We start from the raw sequence: 16,273 nt of genomic DNA, 5'->3' as shown, positions 1-16,273 counted from the left end.
CTCACCAAAAATTTAACGGATGCATCAATGCTTTTTAACTCTTATGAATTTATATTTTTATTCTTGCCATTTACATTTTTTATATACTTTTACCTAAATAAAAAGCGTCTTACAGAAGTAGCAAAAGGCTTTTTGGTTCTATCATCTCTATTTTTTTATAGCTGGTGGAATGTCATATATCTGCCGCTAATCTTAGGCTCAATGGTGTTTAACTACTGCTTTGGAGTGGAGCTAAATAAAGAAAATAGTAAAATTTCTAAAAAATTTATTCTTGTACTGGGCATCGCAGCAAATTTGATGCTACTTGGATATTTTAAATATTCAGACTTTTTCATAAGCAATGTAAATTTTATCTTTAACACCCAGATACCTCATTTAAATTTGCTACTACCTCTTGCGATATCATTTTTTACTTTTCAGCAGATAGCCTATTTGGTCGATAGTGCTATGGGGGGGGGTACGAAGCAGTATGACTTTTTAAACTACTGCTTATTTGTTACCTTTTTTCCGCAACTAATCGCTGGTCCGATCGTGCATCACAAAGAGATGATGCCGCGGTTTGCAAATGTTAGAAATAAAATAATTAACTATAAAAATATAGCACTTGGTCTATTTATATTTTCGATAGGACTTTTTAAAAAGGTAGTTATCGCTGATAGTTTTGCTGTTTGGGCAACAAATGGTTTTGACAAGGCGACTGTCTTAAATTTATTTGAAGCATGGGCGACTAGCCTAAGCTATACATTTCAGCTTTACTTTGATTTTAGCGGATACTGCGATATGGCTATCGGTGCAGCACTTCTTTTTAACATTAAGCTTCCGATAAACTTTAACTCACCTTATAAAGCCTTAAACATTCAAGACTTTTGGCGCAGGTGGCACATAACACTAAGCCGCTTTTTAAGAGACTATATCTATATCCCGCTAGGTGGTAACCGAAAAGGCAGGCTTCGAACATATGCAAATTTAATGGCGACCTTTATAATAGGTGGTATATGGCACGGGGCTGGCTGGACATTTGTCTTTTGGGGATTTTTGCATGGCGTTGCCTTGGTTATTCATAGAATTTGGAGTGAACTTGGCTTTAAGATGAATAAAATTTTGGCTTGGTTTATAACTTTTAACTTTATAAACATTGTATGGATATTTTTTAGAGCAAAAGAGTGGAGTGATGCTTTAAAAGTGCTAAAAGGGATGTTTGGGTTAAGTGGTATTGTTTTGCCAAATTTTTTATTAGCAAAGCTTGGGTTTTTAAAATCTTTAGGAGTTGGTTTCGGTGGATTTTTAGAAAAAGTTGGAGATAAAAATATATTTTTATTTCTTTTATTTGGTTTTATTTTGGTTTTAGTATTTAAAAATAGTGCAGAAATTTTGAAACAATTAAAATTTGAAATTAAAACTGCTATATTTTGCTCCATTGTTTTTATATACTCTATTTTTTCGCTAAATAATATATCTGAATTCTTATATTTTAATTTTTAAGGAATAAAAATGTTTTACAAAAAATGGCTTATTGTTTTTTTAACAACGTCTATTTTTATTTTGCCAATAATATTTTGTATAGAATTCATGCCATATCACAATTTAAAGCTTTTAGCACTCAACAGTAACGACATTGTTTATTTTTCAGATAGCGTAATGAAATCACACTCAAAATGTGAAAAAAATCCAATGGGTGTAGATGATATATTAAGAGAAATGGGACTGCATGTAATAAATTTAAATAGTTCAGCCTATTCACCAATATTATATAAAGATTACATAAAAATTATTCCAAAAAATACAACTGTTGTAGTACCTATAAATTTACGCTCCTTTTCCGAAGAGTGGTTTTATTTTAACCAATATAGATTTACTGCCCAAAGGATTAAATATTCAATACTGGCATTAGATATAAAGGCTGCATATCAAGCAATATATGATTATTTTATTTATACTAAAGAAAAATATAATTCTTTAAATATTGTAAGGGATAATGAAAATTTAGGAACTGCAAACAACATTCAAAAAATAAAAATTGATGAAGATTTTTATTGTAATGACAAATTTTATTACAAAAAAGAGGAATTTAAAGACAAGCTCTCTTTAAAATACAAGTCTTCTTACATGTACAAACTTGATAGAAACCATGATATGTTCAAGTATATTAATGAAATGATCAATTACGCAAAAAACCACAATATCAAGTTGATATTTTACATCACACCAATAAATATCGATCATGGAAAAGTAATTGTTGGAGATGATTTTAAAAGCTCTGTTGATAATAATGTAAAAATAATAAAACAGTTTTTTATTGATCATAATATTTCAGTATTAGATCTATCATATGGTGTGCCTGGTGAAAATTTTATAGATCAAAACTATGTGTGTGAGCACCTTGATTATTACGGTCGTAAAATTATTGCTAAAAATATTATTGAAATATTATTGCAAAATTAACATTTTTTTTAAAATATAGTATTTTCATAAAATTCAAAACAAATTTTTACTACAATTTTGTATTGAAAATTTAAAGGCAAAATTTTGCAACGATACCCAACAAAACAGATAAAAATTCGCGATGTTTTAATAGGCGGTGACGCACCGATCTCCGTGCAGTCAATGACATTTTCAAAGACAAAGGACGTAAAAGGCACGCTAGAGCAGATACAAAGGCTATATTTTGCAGGCTGTGACATCGTGCGCTGCGCAGTTTTTGATAAAGAGGACGCCAGCGCACTAAAAGAGATCGTCGCCAGCTCACCCATCCCAGTCGTTGCAGACATACATTTTAACCACACCTACGCGCTCATCGTTAGCGAATTTGTCGATGCTATCCGCATAAATCCAGGCAATATCGGCTCAGCTAAAAACATAAAAGCAGTCGTTGATGCCTGCAAGCAGCGAAACTTACCCATCCGCATAGGCGTAAATTCTGGCTCGCTTGAAAAGCAGTTTGAGGACCGCTACGGCCGCACGGTGGAGGCTATGGTGGAGAGTGCAATGTATAATATCAAGCTTCTTGAGGATTTTGACTTTACAGATATTAAAATTTCGCTCAAATCAAGCGATGTCGAGCGCACGATGCAAGCTTACAGAGCGCTTCGCCCAAAGACAAACTACCCATTTCATCTAGGTGTAACGGAGGCTGGCACGGCGTTTCACGCGACTATCAAGTCTGCCATCGCACTTGGAGGGTTACTACTTGAGGGCATCGGCGATACGATGAGGGTTAGCATCACGGGCAAGCTTGAAGAGGAGATCAAAGTCGCAAAGGCGATCTTAAAAGATAGTGGCCGCCAAAAAGAGGGGCTAAACATCATCTCATGCCCAACTTGTGGGCGTTTGCAAGCTGACCTCATGGCGGCAGTAAAGCTCGTAGAAGAAAAGACAAAAGGGATAAAAGAGCCGTTAAACGTCTCAGTGATGGGCTGCGTGGTAAATGCGATCGGCGAGGCAAAAGGCGCAGACGTAGCCATAGCATTTGGCAAGGGAAATGGCATGATCATGCGACACGGCGAAGTGGTCGCTAGGCTGCCTGAGAGCGAGCTTGTGGATAGATTTTTACAAGAGATCGACGACGAGATAAAGAGCAGAGGATAAAGAAGTGGCAAAAGAGAGACTTAACGAGATAGAATTTAGCAACCTTTACGACCTTGATATGGAGCGAGCCATACTAAGCTCAATCATCGCAAACAACGACGCTTTGGGCGAAATTTTTGACACGATAAAGGCTGGAGACTTTTATCTAAAGGCTCACGCTCAAATTTACAAAGCGATGGTTGATTGTCTAAACGGCGATGTGCCTATCGCATCGACATTTATCAAAAACAAGCTTGGCGAGAACTACGATGACAACGTCATGGCGAGCATTTTAGCCACAAACTCGATCATCGACATCCAAAGATACGCAAACGAACTTAAAGAAAAGTCGATCAAACGAAGTCTAGTCAAGATCGCCCACGACATTCCAAGCAAGGTAAATGAAGACAAAGCTAGTCGCGATATGGTCGATGAGTTAAGTCAGGAGTTTTACTCTCTTGTCGATGGCAGCGGCACTGGTAGCATCAGAGATAGCGAAGATATCATAAAAAGCTTGATCGTGCATATGCAAAAGCAAGCAGCTCTAAACGAGCGCGATATCATAGGACTAAACACCGGCTTTAAAAAGCTAAATGAGATGATAAAAGGCTTTAAAAACGGCGACCTCATCATCATCGCAGCACGCCCTGGCATGGGTAAAACGACGCTTTGTCTAAATTTCATGGGGCACGTTTTAAAAAGTGGCGCTGGCGTTGTATTTTTCTCACTTGAGATGCCAGCAGAGCAGATCATGATGAGGATGCTAGCAGACAAGACCTCGATCCCACTTCAAGAGATAATGACAGCGAACCTAGACGACGAGAAGCTCGCTCACTTTAGCCACGCATGCAGCGAATTTTCGCACGCCAAGCTCTTTGTGCACGATAGCGGCTACGTAAATATCCACCAAGTAAGGACACAGCTTCGCAAGCTAAAGTCGGCTCATCCTGAAATTTCACTCTGCGTCATCGACTACATCGGCCTTATGATGAGCACAAACAACTACGCTGAACGCCACATACAAATAGCTGAAATTTCTCGTGGCTTAAAGCTTCTAGCGCGCGAGCTAGATATGCCTATCATCGCACTTTCGCAGCTAAACCGCGGCCTTGAGGCACGTGCGAACAAGCGCCCTATGCTAAGTGACCTAAGAGAGTCAGGTGCGATCGAGCAAGACGCCGACATCATCCTTTTTGTCTATAGGCACGAGGTCTATCTGGAGCAAGAGGAGAATGAGAAAAAGAGCAAGGCAGCAGCCGAGGGCAAACCTTATCAAAGCGAGCACGTTTTTAACAAGCTTCAAGAAAACGCAGAGATCATTGTTGGCAAAAATAGAAACGGCGAAGTGGGATCCATCGACGTGCTCTTTCAAAAGCAGTACTCTCGCTTTTGCGATATCGCCACCACACCGGTGCAATCAACTGAATTTAAAGAGTAAATTTGCCAAAAAGCAGGCGTGTATTTTATTTTCTCCTGCTTTGCCTTTTGCTTTTTTGTCTAAATTTAGCGCTTAAATTTCATGAATATAACGCTTTTATGGAGCTTGGTGAGCAAGATATCGTTGGCAAAGTAAGCGTAAATTTCACCAAAGAGAAAAATGGCAAAAAGCGCCAAATCATCAGGATCGACACTTCAAATTTTAGCTTTTATACAACCGCTTCTAAAAAAGATGAGATCAGCCTTTATGATGTCGTGGCGCTTAGCGTTCAGCCAATAGACGTTAGCTTCATGGACTATCTTTCTGGCACATTTTACATGCCTAGCTACGATAGAGCCGTTATCAAAAGAGATGAGAGTCTAAGGCAAAGGGCTATAAATTTCATCTCCGCCCAGCACGAAAACGCTAAAATTTCGCAACTTTACTCAGCGCTCTTTTTTGGCACAAACGTCTTTGGCGAGCTAAGAGATGACGTCTCAAACTGGGGCGTGGCGCACCTCATCGCCATTAGCGGCTATCATCTTGGCGTTATAAGCGCGGTTTGCTTTTTTCTTTTAAAGTTCGTTTTTAAGCCCATCTACGCAAGATATATGCCTTACCGCTCATACATTTTTGACTTTACGATCGCCGTATTTTTGGTGCTTTGCTTCTATTTTTACATGATCGGCTTTATAGCAAGCTTTTTGCGGGCATTTTTGATGAGCGTGGCTGGCTTTTATATGATCTGCAAAAAGATAAAGATATTAAATTTCTACACACTTTTTGGCGTTATCTTATTTAGCGTCGCCCTATTTCCGCAGCTTCTTTTTAATGTTGGCTTTTATTTTTCATTCCTTGGCGTCTTTTATATTTACGTCTATCTTTTATACTTTGCGCCCAAATTTAGCCTGTTAGCGAACTCGCTACTTTTAAATTTATATGTCTTTTTTGCGATGGAGGTTGCCGTGCTTTACTTTTTCCCGCTCATTAGCCTCTTGCAGCTTAGCGTGCTAGCTATCAACTACCTATTTGGCGTATTTTATCCACTAAGTTTTTTACTTCATCTCTTTGGATATGGCGGCATTTTTGATGAAATTTTAAGCAAAATACTAGCTTTTAGACTAAGCTCTGGTAGTCTTCACATAAGCACATTTGTCTTTTTACTTTATAACGCCATCACGATTTTATGCGTTAAATTTAAATCACTAGCTCTACTTCCGCCACTCTTTGGCGTGGTAGCGTTTTTGCTTTTCTTGCTAAATTTTTCGTAGTCAAAGTTTTACTTAAATTTGCCGATATGCTTTTAAATTTAAAGGCAAGGCGATGCAGATAAACTCAAATTTTATAAATTTAAATAAAAGCACTCCCAAAAGTGGGCTAAATTTAAAGACAGATGAGGCAAATTTAAAGAATGAAAATTCTCAAAGCAGCGATAAAAGCACTATCTTGCATGACGCTTCAAATTTAGTTAGCGAAACAAATAACCAGAGCGAGAGTAGCGCCGATGTCATAAAAAAGCAGTTAGAAAAACTGCAAAAACAGCTAAAAGAGATCGATAGCGCGATAAAACAGGCAAGTGCGAGCAAAAATCCATACGCAAAAGAGCTGGTTGCTTCGCTTCAGAGTAAAAAGGGAGCTATCTTTGCTCAGATAATGCAGCTAAACGCCCAGCTTGTAAAGATGCAAGGCGCTTAAAAAGATCAAATTTGATGCTTTTAAAATTCTCTACTTAGTTTAAATAACTCAAATTTAACCCTAAATTTAACCTCACACAGCCTTTACGCCGTAAAATTTCATGATTTTATTGTGAATTAGTAGCGAGATGTACATTATCGCAGCGCCTAAAATGAGCCTTGTTAGGTTAGCGTCCTTTTGCCAAAAAACTAAATTTACGATGATAGCAGCTGGTATGAGGGCGTTGTTCATTATGGCAAGCACGCCACTATCGACCTCGCAAGCCCCTTTGTTCCACATAAAATACCCCAGCCCGCTAGCGACTATGCCAAGCCACAAAAGCACCAAAGTTTGCGTTAGATCAACGTGAAATTTAGCTGGATTACCAAGGGTTATGAGCGCTATGACAGCCACAAAAAACGCTCCAAAGTGAAAGTAGCCAAAGACCTTTTTTTGATCCACGTCATATCTCTCCAAAAGCGCCTTATACGCACTCTGCCCTGCTCCAAAGCAGATGTTTGCCCCTTGCACTAGCAAAAAGCCCTTTATCGCCCCTTCGTTTATCGCGCCATACTTGATGATAAGCGCGCCAAAGACCGCCACGCCAACGCTAAAGAGATAAAGCGGTCTAAATTTAAAGCTAAACGCATCATAGATCAGTGTCACATAAAACGGCGTGAAAATGGTAAAAAGTGCGACTTCAGGCACGCTTAGATACAAAAACGAGTTGTAGTAGCAAAGATACATAAGCCCTATTTGCACCGCTCCGATCGCCATTATGCCAAGGGCGAGCTTGGGGCTGATGCCGCGAAATTTCGTAAATGGCAAAAAGACCATGCTAGCAAGTGCCACGCGCACAAAAACGGCTAGGTAGCTATCTACTTTGCCCGCTAAAAACTCGCCTATCAAGCTAAAGCTAAATGCCCATAAAATGGTCACGAAGATCAGTTTATTCATTCTATCACCACCTCATTTATATTTCTTGCGCACTCAAAAAAGTATTCAAGCTTGTTTAGCTCGAGCAGATCGCCATTTAGGATAAAATTTGCCCTGTCACTAAAATTTTTCTCGCTCACAAATAAAAACTGCTCAAATTTTACCTTGCCGCTAAGATAGCCATTTAGCAGGTCATTAAAGTCGCTATCAAGGTTATCTTGCTTTAGCGAGTCTAAATTTAGCCTAGCACTCAAGCCCTCTATCACGCCTCTTAGATCCTTTAGCCTAGCCATTATCCTGTTTTCTTCGTCGCTTAGATCAAGCGCGGCCTTTTGCTCCTCTATGCGCTTAGTTTGGCTTTGCTTGCTGAGGCTTAGGCTATCTGGCAGCTTCCACTCAAACTCCACTCTAGGCTTGTTCGCATCAGCGTATGCCTCAGCCATCTGCGAAGTCGTCCTCTCGCCTTTTTTAAAGCTGTTATTATTCACACTTTGCGTATCTTTTAGGTAAATTTTTGGAGCAAATTTGCTCTTTTGCTTCTCATTTTCTTGCTCTTTTATATATTTTTCCTGCTCCATCGCCCCAAGCTTGGCACTTAGATCATCCTTGCTAAAATCAGGCATCACTATCTTTGAGCCAGCATTAAAGCCGATCTCGCCGTTTGAGAGTAAATTTATCCTTGAGTTTAGCTCGGCTAGCTTAAGCCCAAGCTCGTCTAGCTCGGCTCTTTTTTTATTAAGAGTGAAATTTATCGCATCAAATTCGCTCTTATCTATCTCGCCATACTCAAACCAAAATTCATTTTCAGCCGCAGCCTTAGCAAAGCTATCAACAAATTTTGTCTCTAAATTTATAAGAGAATTGAGCGCAACAGCATTAAAATAGACCTTTGCGACCTGAAAAGCGGTTAAATTCATCAGCTCTTCATCTTTGTAAATTTTCTCCACGCCCTTGTGGTCTAAAATCTTATCCGAAGCCTCGCTAGCACCGCCGTCAAAGATGAGATACTCGACCTTTGCCGTGATCGATCCAGCCTTTGTCATATATCCGCCCTTTAGCTCATCAGGCACAAAGGTATATCTGCCATCAAGGGATAAATTTAGCTTGTTGCTCTTGTTTTTATTTATATATTCATTTTTATTAAATTCTTTCAAGCTCTCAAGCTTCGCACTTTGCGCCAGAGCGATGATCTCTAGTAAATTTCCAGCCCAAAGGGGCAAAGCAAAGAGCAAAACCGCCAAAATCTTCTTCAAATTCTCTCCCTTTCATAAAATTTTCTTATAAATTTATCAAGATTATAAACCCATGCAAAAAGCACTGGCACGACAAGCAAGCTTAACAAAGTCGAGCTAATGAGCCCAAAGATGATGCTTATAGCCATAGGCGAGTTGGCCTCATAGCCAGCACCCCTGCTAAGTGCAAGAGGCAGCATGGCAAATATCATCGCAAAGGTGGTCATCAAAACAGCCCTTAGTCGCTTTTTAGCAGCCATTTTCACAGCTTCGTTTGCCTCCATGCCGCTATTTGCAAAGTGGTTTGCAAAATCAACGACTAAGATGGCGTTTTTACCAACCATGCCAAAGAGCAAGATGACGCCAACCATGACAAATAGACTAAATGGATTGCCGCTTATAAAAAGTCCGATCACCACGCCACAAAAGGCAAGCGGCATGGCAAGCATGATGAGAAATGGCAGCAAAAAGCTCTCATAAAGCGCAGCAAGCACCATGTAAATAAGCACCGCACTAGCGCTTACTGTAAAGATAAACGAAGCGTTTGTATCGTCCATGAGCTCGACAAATCCAAGAAATTTATACTTGAAATTTGCTGGCAAAATTTCATCAAGCTTCTTTGAAATTTCATTTGCCACGCTATTTAGCGGAGCATTATTTTTGGTATTTGCTAGAAATTTGATCTCATCGGCTCTATTAAACCTTGAAATGCTAGCTGGCTTTTGCTCAAAACTAATCGTCGCCACATCGCCAAGTGTGACAAAAAAGCCCTCATTGCTTCTTATTTTGGTCTTTAAGATATCATTTGTATCGCTTCTAAATTTATCATCAAGACGCATGTAAAGCTCATACTCTTTGCCATTTTCGTTTTCAAAAACAGAGACCTCGTTCTGGCTAAATGCGCTATAAACGGCGCTTGCAACGCTGGCTTTGTCTAAATTTAGCCTCTTAGCCTTATCTTCATCTATAGAAATTTGCACGCGTTTTAGCAGATCTTCTTCGGGCGAATTTACGTCCGTTGCGTCATTTATCTCTTTTAGCATCTTGCTGATCTTTGGCACAAATTTCTCTAACTCTTTGCCATTTTCAGAGGTGATAGTAAGCTTAACTGGCTGCACATCGCCACCTTCAACCACTGGCAAATCAGCTACAATGACGCTCATATCATCACTTTTTAGCTTGTCGCGAAACCTCTGCATGATAGCGTTTTGCCGCTCGTGATTGGCTCTATCTTTTAGCTCCTTTAGCCTAACGTAAGCTTTTACAAGATAAGGCTGCTTGGCGTCTGTGTAGCCAAGGATGAAGTAGGCATAAGCGACCTGAGGATCGGCGTTTATGAGTGAAATTTTATCTTTTAGCCTCTCTTTGCTAGCTTGCAGGCTAAGTGAGGGATCAAGCTTAAAGTAGATGTTAAACTCCGAGTTGTCCTCGCTTGGCATGAAGTCACCGCCTACAAATTTAGCCAGCCCAAACGAGCAAACAACGACCGCAAGCGTTATAGCTAAAAATATGAGCTTAAATTTAAGCGCTAAAGTTAAAAGCTTCTCGTAGCCATTTTCAAGCGCTTCAAAAAATGGCTCGCTCTTTATATAAAATTTGCTCTCCTTAGCATTTACAAACCTAGCACTAAGCGTTGGCACAAGAAATATACTCACAAAAAACGAGATGACGATGCCAGCTGCTACGCTCATCGCAAATGAGTTAAAGTACTTGCCAACGATGCCACTCATAAAGGCTATTGGCACGAATACGCAAAGCAGCACGAGCGAGATCGCAAAGACGCTAAATGCTATCTCTTTTATGCCTGCAAAGCTTGCTTTTAGGGCATTTGGCTCATCTTTTAGCTTGCTAGCGATATTTTCAGTGACAACTATCGCATCGTCGATGAAAATTCCGATGCCAAGGGTCAGCGCTATAAGACTTAAGCGGTTTATGTCGTAGCCTAGGGCATTTATGATGAAAAATGTCGCTACGATGCTAGTTGGTATCGCTACGACTGAGATGATAGTGATCGAGAAATTTCTTAAAAACAGATATACAATCACGATGGTCAGCAAGACGCCTAGGATCATATCAAAGGCGGTTTGATCGATGTGCTTTTGTATCACTTCGCTCTTATCATAAGCTATTTTTACGTCGTATTCACTGCCAAGCAGGCTTTTAAACTGATCTAGCTTTGACTTAGCTAGAGCGATCACGGTTAGAGCGTTTGCGTCTGGAGCTAGCTCAAGACCCAGCAAGACACCACTTTTTTTATCCATTATCGCTGCTTCGTTTGCGTCTTTGTAAGCGAGATCAACGCTTGCGATATCTTTTAAAAAGACCCCTTGTTTGATCGTTAAATTTCTTATCTCATCTATGCTTTTGGCACTGAAATTTGACTTGATCGCCATTTGGATCTGCTCATTTTCTATCTTGCCAAGTGGCGCTTTTAAATTTTCAACCTTTATCAAATTTGCCACTTCATTTGCGCTAAGGGCGTTTTTATCTAACTTAAATCTATCTAGTAAAATTTTAACCGCTGGCTCTAAAAAGCCATTAGTCTTGACCTTTGAAACGCCGCTTATGCGCTCTAAAAATGGCTTTGCCACGTCGTCGATCTCTTGCATGAGCCTAGTTTCGTTGCCATCAAGCCTTGTGATAAAGAGGCTAAATACAGAAGAAGAGAGCCCGTTTAGCTTTTCTATCTCGTAGTTTGCGCCAACTCTCGCCTTTTGCATCTTGTCGCGGACATCGTTTGTAGCGCTCTCTAGGTCTTTGTTTAGCTCAAATTCGATACTTACCACGCTTAGGTTGTCAAAGCTAGTTGAGTAAAGCTTTTTTATCCCCTCGATGCTTGAGACCTCGTCCTCGATCTTTTGCGTGATCTTTGTCTTGATGTAGTTCATATCGCCATTTGCGTAGGTCGTGATCTTTACTATCGGGATATTTACTTGCGGATATAAATTTACATTCATCGTCTTTAGCGAGTAGATGCCAAAGACAACAAGGCTTAAGAATATCATAAGCGTAGTTATGGGGCGGTTTATGGCTGTTTTTATCATTTATTTTCGCCGATTATCACTTTTCCTTGACCAAACATGCCTGGCTTCATCCCCACATCGTAAGCTTCGGCGTAAAATTTTCTAGTCTCTCTTTTTATCTCTGGATGAATGAGCGCGATTTTTAGCTCTTTTTCTTCACTTGTTGCGTCAAGCTTAAATTTAAACATGTCGCCTATTTTTACTAAATTTACATATTTTTCATCGATCGCTATTAAAATTTTAACCTCTTCGGAGTTTAAGATAAAGGCTGGCTGAAGCGGCGAAGCACTCTCGCCAAGCTCGACATTTTTACTAGCTATGACGCCATCAAAAGGAGCTTTTAAAACGGCCTTTTTAAGATGATCATCTGCGTTTAAAATGGCGATCTGGGCACTCTCCACCCTAAGAGCTGCCTCGTCAAATTTATATTTTACCTCATCGAATTCTTGCTTTGAGGTGACGTCCTTTACTTGGTTAAATTTATTAAAAGTGCTTTTAGCAAATTCTTTGGCATTTTTGGCAAGCGCTAGGTCGTTTTTTGCCTTTTTTAGAGCGATCTCAAGGCTTGTTTGATCAAGACTAGCTAAAGTATCGCCCTTTTTAACGTGGCTTGAGACATCTACAAAAATTTTATCTACCTTGCCGCTGCTCTCAAATGCAAGCTTTGAGCTTTGCTTGGCATAGACTTCAAAATCAGCAAAAATCTCCTCCCCTGCAAATGAAAAAACGCAAAATATCATCAAAAAAAGTATCTTTTTCAATCCCTAATCCTCTCTAAAATGCTCTCCCCGCTTTCAAAAAAATACTCCGCTTTTTTGATCTCTAGCTCATCTTTCGCCCCTTCAAAAAGGCTAATGGCGTCAAATTTTTGTGAAAGCGCCTCAAGCAGGTCGCTATATCCTAAAAGCCCTGAGCTATACTTCTCAAAGCTCGCTCTAAGTGCTAGATCGCTCGCCTTTACATACTCATTTAGCGAGGCGATCTTTGAGCTAAGAGTTGCGATCTCGTTTTGTAAATTTTTAAGTTTTGTCTCGTTTTCACGCTTTTTATACTCTAAATTTAGCCTCGCTTCATCAAGCGCGATCTTGCTAGCTTGGCTCATCTTGCTAGTGGCAAAAAAGTCAAAAATTTTCCACCTGAAGCTAACGCCAAATTTATTGCCGTGCGTATCTTCTTTTAGATATTTATCAAGATATGGGCGATAAGCGTTATACTTGCCAAGGTCGATGTCGTAGTTGTTTTTGTAAAACCCATAGGTGTCATAGAGCATGATTTGGGGCAAAAAGCCAGCTCTTGTCTCGCTAAGCTTAGCTTCGCTTATAAAAATATCTTGATTTAGCCTGTCAAGCTCGGCGTTTTTTGAAGCTAAATTTGAGCCAATCTCAGCCATTTTTGCCCCGCTAAGTGGCGAAATTTGCTCGCCTGTTAGCAAATTTATCTCATTTAAAATTTGCTCCATTTTGTTTTTGTATTCAAGCTGCGTGCTGTTTGCCAAGTGGTATTTTGCCCGCACATTTTCCAGCTCATCTTTTGCGGCAAGTCCTGCTTTATTTGCCTTTTCAAGCTTGTCTAAAACGCCTTTTAAGAAATTTGCCTGAGCGTTTTTGGCAGCTATTATATTTTCAAGCGCGCAGGCGTTAAAGTATAAATTTACAGCCTTAAAAGCAAGGTAATTTTTAGCTTCATCACTTGCGATGGCGGCTTTATTTTTTAAAAGCTGGTTCATCTTTAACCTAGCCTCTCTCGCCCCGCCGTCGTATAGTAGAAAATCGATCCTTGCTAGCACTCCAGCTGACTCTTTAGCGACTATACTTGGAAAGGTGCTTGCGTTTTTGCCGTATGAGCCCTCTAAACTAAGACTTGGCAAGTAGGCGCTTGATGTCGCTTCATCATTTAAATTTGCTCTTTTTAGCTCAAGCTCTTTGATCTTTGAAATTTCGTTTTGAGTGGCTTTGTTTGCTATCTCGCTCAAATTTGACCCAAGCAGTGCCAAAGGCAAAAGTGCTAATAAAATTTTCTTCATCAGTGAAAGCTCTTTACTAAATTTCCTATTAGCAAATTCCAGCCATCAACTAGCACGAAGATGAGTAGTTTAAATGGCAGCGAGATCATGACAGGAGGGAGCATCATCATACCCATCGCCATCAAAACGGAGCTTACGACCATGTCGATGACAAGAAATGGCAGATAGAGCAAAAAGGCTATCTCAAAAGATGTCTTTAGCTCACTTATCATAAAGGCTGACATCGCGATGCTTAGCGGTATATCCTCGATATTTGCTGGATTTTGCAAATTTCTTATCCTAAAAAATAGCGCAAGATCTTTTTCTCTAGTGTTTTTAACCATAAATTCTTTAAACGGCTTTAAACTCCTATCAAGCATCTCCTCATAGCCTATCTGCTCGGCTATATAAGGCTTTATGCCCTCATCGTAGCTTCTTTGCCCGACTGGCTCCATGATAAAAAATGTAAGCACCATCGCAAGCGAGATAAGCACCGTTGAAGGCGGCACTTGCTGCGTACCCATCGCTTGACGCAAAAATGAAAAGACAATGACAAGGCGCAAAAAGCTAGTCATCATAAAGATGAGTGAAGGAGCAAGTGCAAGTGCGGTGAGGATTAGTAAAACATTTAGAGAATTTACAAGCTGCTCGGCATTTTGCGGTGAATTTAGGCTTAAATTTATAGTTGGTAGCGCAGGATCAGCGCCAAAAACTACACAAAACAAAACCGCTAAACTAAGCAGTGCTTTCACGACTAATTCCTCGTATCAAGGATACTTTTCTTAGTAGCCTCTTTATTTTTTGGCTCGAGCGAGACGAAGTGAATTTCCACCCTATTGTTTTTAGCTCTGCCCTCGTCTGTGCTGTTGCTAGCGATCGGATCAAAAGAGGCTCTGCCAGAAGTGATAAGCCTCTCTTGTGGTACGCCATCGCTAACTAGCTCCTCAAGCACACTTAGCGCCCTTGCAGTAGAGAGCTGCCAGTTATTTTTATATATAGAGTCTTTACTTGGATTTGTATTATCAGTGTATCCGATGATATCTGTTTTTACCTCATTTGGCATTTTGGCTATGATCATGCCTATTCGCTTTAAAAAGAGCTTCGCATCCTCGCCAGAAATTTCAGCGCTGTCTTTATCAAAGAGCATCGCAGCTGGAAGCCTAACGATAAAGCCATCCTCGCTCTCCTCCATCGTGATCTCAGGTGCCCCACTAGCCGTTAGTAGCTCATTTATCTTTTTAACAGTCGAAGTGACCTCGTTTTGAGCGCCTTTTTGAGCTTTTGGCTTTGGAGTGCGTCTGCTTTCAGGATCTGTCTCTTTTTCTACCTGACTATCTGGTCTTGCGCCACCCTCTAGCACACTTAGCGCACCAGCTAGCGAGCCAACAGCAGCCTCCATCTTTTTAGCATCCATCGTCGCCATAGAAAGGAGCAAAACAAAGAAGCAAAGTAGGAGCGACATAAGGTCGCCAAAGGCAGCCAGCCACTCAGGCATACACTTTGGGCACTCTTCTGGTTTTATTAACTTACCCATTATTCAAACTGACTTTTTCTATCTTTTGGAGGTAAAAATGCTAAGAGCTTAGCCTCAAGCGTTCTTGGGTTGTCCCCTGCTTGTATCGCCATGATCCCCTCTAAAATGACTTGCTTCTCAAGTGCCTCATCAGCATCGCGGATCGAGAGAATGTTTGCAACAGGCGAGCCGATGATGTTACCTATCATCGCACCATAAAGTGTCGTAAGCAAGGCAACCGCCATAGATGGACCGATCGCACTAGGATCTGACATATTTAGAAGCATCGCAACAAGGCCAATGAGTGTTCCGATCATACCCATCGCACCTGCAAAACCGCCTACTTGCTCGAAAATTTTGATGTTATTTGCATGTCTTGTGCTAGTTTGATCTATATCGATCTCCAAAAGCGCCCTGATCGCATCTGGCTCATTGCCATCAACTGCCATCGAAAGCCCTTTTTTTAAAAACTGATTTGTCTCATTATTTACTTCGCTCTCAAGTGCCAAAATGCCATCTCGCCTAGCTTTGGTTGAGTAATCAACTACTTTTTTTATAGTCTCAGGTAAATTTACAACAACTGATGGCTTAACAGCGACACCATAAAATTTACCGATACCTTTAAGCGTCTCCATCTTGAAGCCAACCATCATAACGCCGATAGTACCACCAAAAACGATCATCACAGAAGGGATATCGATGTATGGTCCTATACCAACGCCTATCGCCATTGATCCAAACAAAAGCACCAGGGTCAAAACCCAGCCGACGACGGTTCCTAAATCCATTTAAACTCGCTTTATTTATAAATTCTTAAGAATTGCTATTTTATTAGCTTTTTGTTGAAACAATCGTTAAATTAAAAAAAATGTTTGCCATTTTTTGCTACAATCTGCGAAATTTTTAACGTTA

At 40.2% G+C, this 16,273-nt stretch carries 14 protein-coding genes; 6 read left to right on the top strand and 8 right to left on the bottom strand.

Annotated elements, in window-relative coordinates:
* The first annotated feature begins 27 nt into the window (after positions 1-27).
* The 6 genes from CVT00_RS03800 to CVT00_RS03775 all read left to right on the top strand — a co-directional run bounded on the left by CVT00_RS03800 (position 28) and on the right by CVT00_RS03775 (position 6,676).
* Positions 28-1,482, top strand: coding sequence for an MBOAT family O-acyltransferase (locus CVT00_RS03800; protein ID WP_107915474.1), 1,455 nt, complete (start codon positions 28-30; stop codon positions 1,480-1,482).
* A gap of 9 nt (positions 1,483-1,491) precedes the next feature.
* Entirely contained in the window at positions 1,492-2,442 is a 951-nt protein-coding gene (locus tag CVT00_RS03795) for a hypothetical protein (RefSeq protein WP_196376888.1), read from the top strand.
* An 84-nt stretch (positions 2,443-2,526) separates the two neighbouring features.
* Positions 2,527-3,585 carry a flavodoxin-dependent (E)-4-hydroxy-3-methylbut-2-enyl-diphosphate synthase gene (gene ispG, locus CVT00_RS03790; protein WP_107915471.1) on the top strand — a complete coding sequence of 353 codons (1,059 nt, stop codon included), beginning with the start codon at positions 2,527-2,529 and terminating at the stop codon, positions 3,583-3,585.
* Positions 3,586-3,589: 4 nt separating this feature from the next.
* Positions 3,590-5,002, top strand: coding sequence for a replicative DNA helicase (locus CVT00_RS03785; RefSeq protein ID WP_107915469.1), 1,413 nt, complete (start codon positions 3,590-3,592; stop codon positions 5,000-5,002).
* A 2-nt stretch (positions 5,003-5,004) separates the two neighbouring features.
* A complete protein-coding gene (locus tag CVT00_RS03780; RefSeq protein WP_107915467.1) occupies positions 5,005-6,252 on the top strand; it encodes a ComEC/Rec2 family competence protein in 1,248 nt (415 codons plus the stop codon).
* A gap of 52 nt (positions 6,253-6,304) precedes the next feature.
* Positions 6,305-6,676: a hypothetical protein gene (locus tag CVT00_RS03775; RefSeq protein ID WP_107915465.1), complete on the top strand. Its 372-nt coding sequence runs from the start codon at positions 6,305-6,307 to the stop codon at positions 6,674-6,676.
* A gap of 72 nt (positions 6,677-6,748) precedes the next feature.
* Here the strand turns inward: CVT00_RS03775 and CVT00_RS03770 are convergent, their stop codons facing one another.
* The 8 genes from CVT00_RS03770 to CVT00_RS03735 are packed head-to-tail and all read right to left on the bottom strand — an operon-like array spanning position 6,749 to position 16,149.
* Positions 6,749-7,612 (bottom strand): EamA family transporter, encoded by an 864-nt coding sequence (locus CVT00_RS03770; protein ID WP_107915464.1) that lies wholly within the window; start codon positions 7,610-7,612, stop codon positions 6,749-6,751.
* Positions 7,609-8,844: a TolC family protein gene (locus CVT00_RS03765; RefSeq protein ID WP_107915462.1), complete on the bottom strand. Its 1,236-nt coding sequence runs from the start codon at positions 8,842-8,844 to the stop codon at positions 7,609-7,611. Before CVT00_RS03765 ends, CVT00_RS03770 begins: the two co-directional genes overlap by 4 nt.
* Positions 8,841-11,867, bottom strand: a complete 3,027-nt coding sequence (locus CVT00_RS03760) for an efflux RND transporter permease subunit (protein WP_107915460.1) — start codon at positions 11,865-11,867, stop codon at positions 8,841-8,843. The genes CVT00_RS03765 and CVT00_RS03760 overlap by 4 nt, the downstream gene beginning before the upstream one ends.
* Entirely contained in the window at positions 11,864-12,607 is a 744-nt protein-coding gene (locus tag CVT00_RS03755; RefSeq protein WP_107915458.1) for an efflux RND transporter periplasmic adaptor subunit, read from the bottom strand. The genes CVT00_RS03760 and CVT00_RS03755 overlap by 4 nt, the downstream gene beginning before the upstream one ends.
* Positions 12,604-13,869 carry a TolC family protein gene (locus CVT00_RS03750; protein WP_107915457.1) on the bottom strand — a complete coding sequence of 422 codons (1,266 nt, stop codon included), beginning with the start codon at positions 13,867-13,869 and terminating at the stop codon, positions 12,604-12,606. Before CVT00_RS03750 ends, CVT00_RS03755 begins: the two co-directional genes overlap by 4 nt.
* On the bottom strand, positions 13,869-14,591 hold the full coding sequence (gene fliP, locus CVT00_RS03745; protein ID WP_411148868.1) for a flagellar type III secretion system pore protein FliP: 723 nt from the start codon (positions 14,589-14,591) through the stop codon (positions 13,869-13,871). The genes CVT00_RS03750 and fliP overlap by 1 nt, the downstream gene beginning before the upstream one ends.
* 11 nt (positions 14,592-14,602) lie before the next feature.
* Positions 14,603-15,382 (bottom strand): flagellar motor protein MotB, encoded by a 780-nt coding sequence (locus tag CVT00_RS03740; protein ID WP_004318176.1) that lies wholly within the window; start codon positions 15,380-15,382, stop codon positions 14,603-14,605.
* On the bottom strand, positions 15,382-16,149 hold the full coding sequence (locus CVT00_RS03735; protein WP_021086711.1) for a motility protein A: 768 nt from the start codon (positions 16,147-16,149) through the stop codon (positions 15,382-15,384). The genes CVT00_RS03740 and CVT00_RS03735 overlap by 1 nt, the downstream gene beginning before the upstream one ends.
* Between the last annotated feature and the right edge of the window lie 124 nt (positions 16,150-16,273).

Source organism: Campylobacter concisus (assembly GCF_003048675.2).
Taxonomy (GTDB): Bacteria; Campylobacterota; Campylobacteria; order Campylobacterales; family Campylobacteraceae; genus Campylobacter_A; species Campylobacter_A concisus_F.
This window is presented reverse-complemented; position numbering and strand designations above follow the sequence as displayed.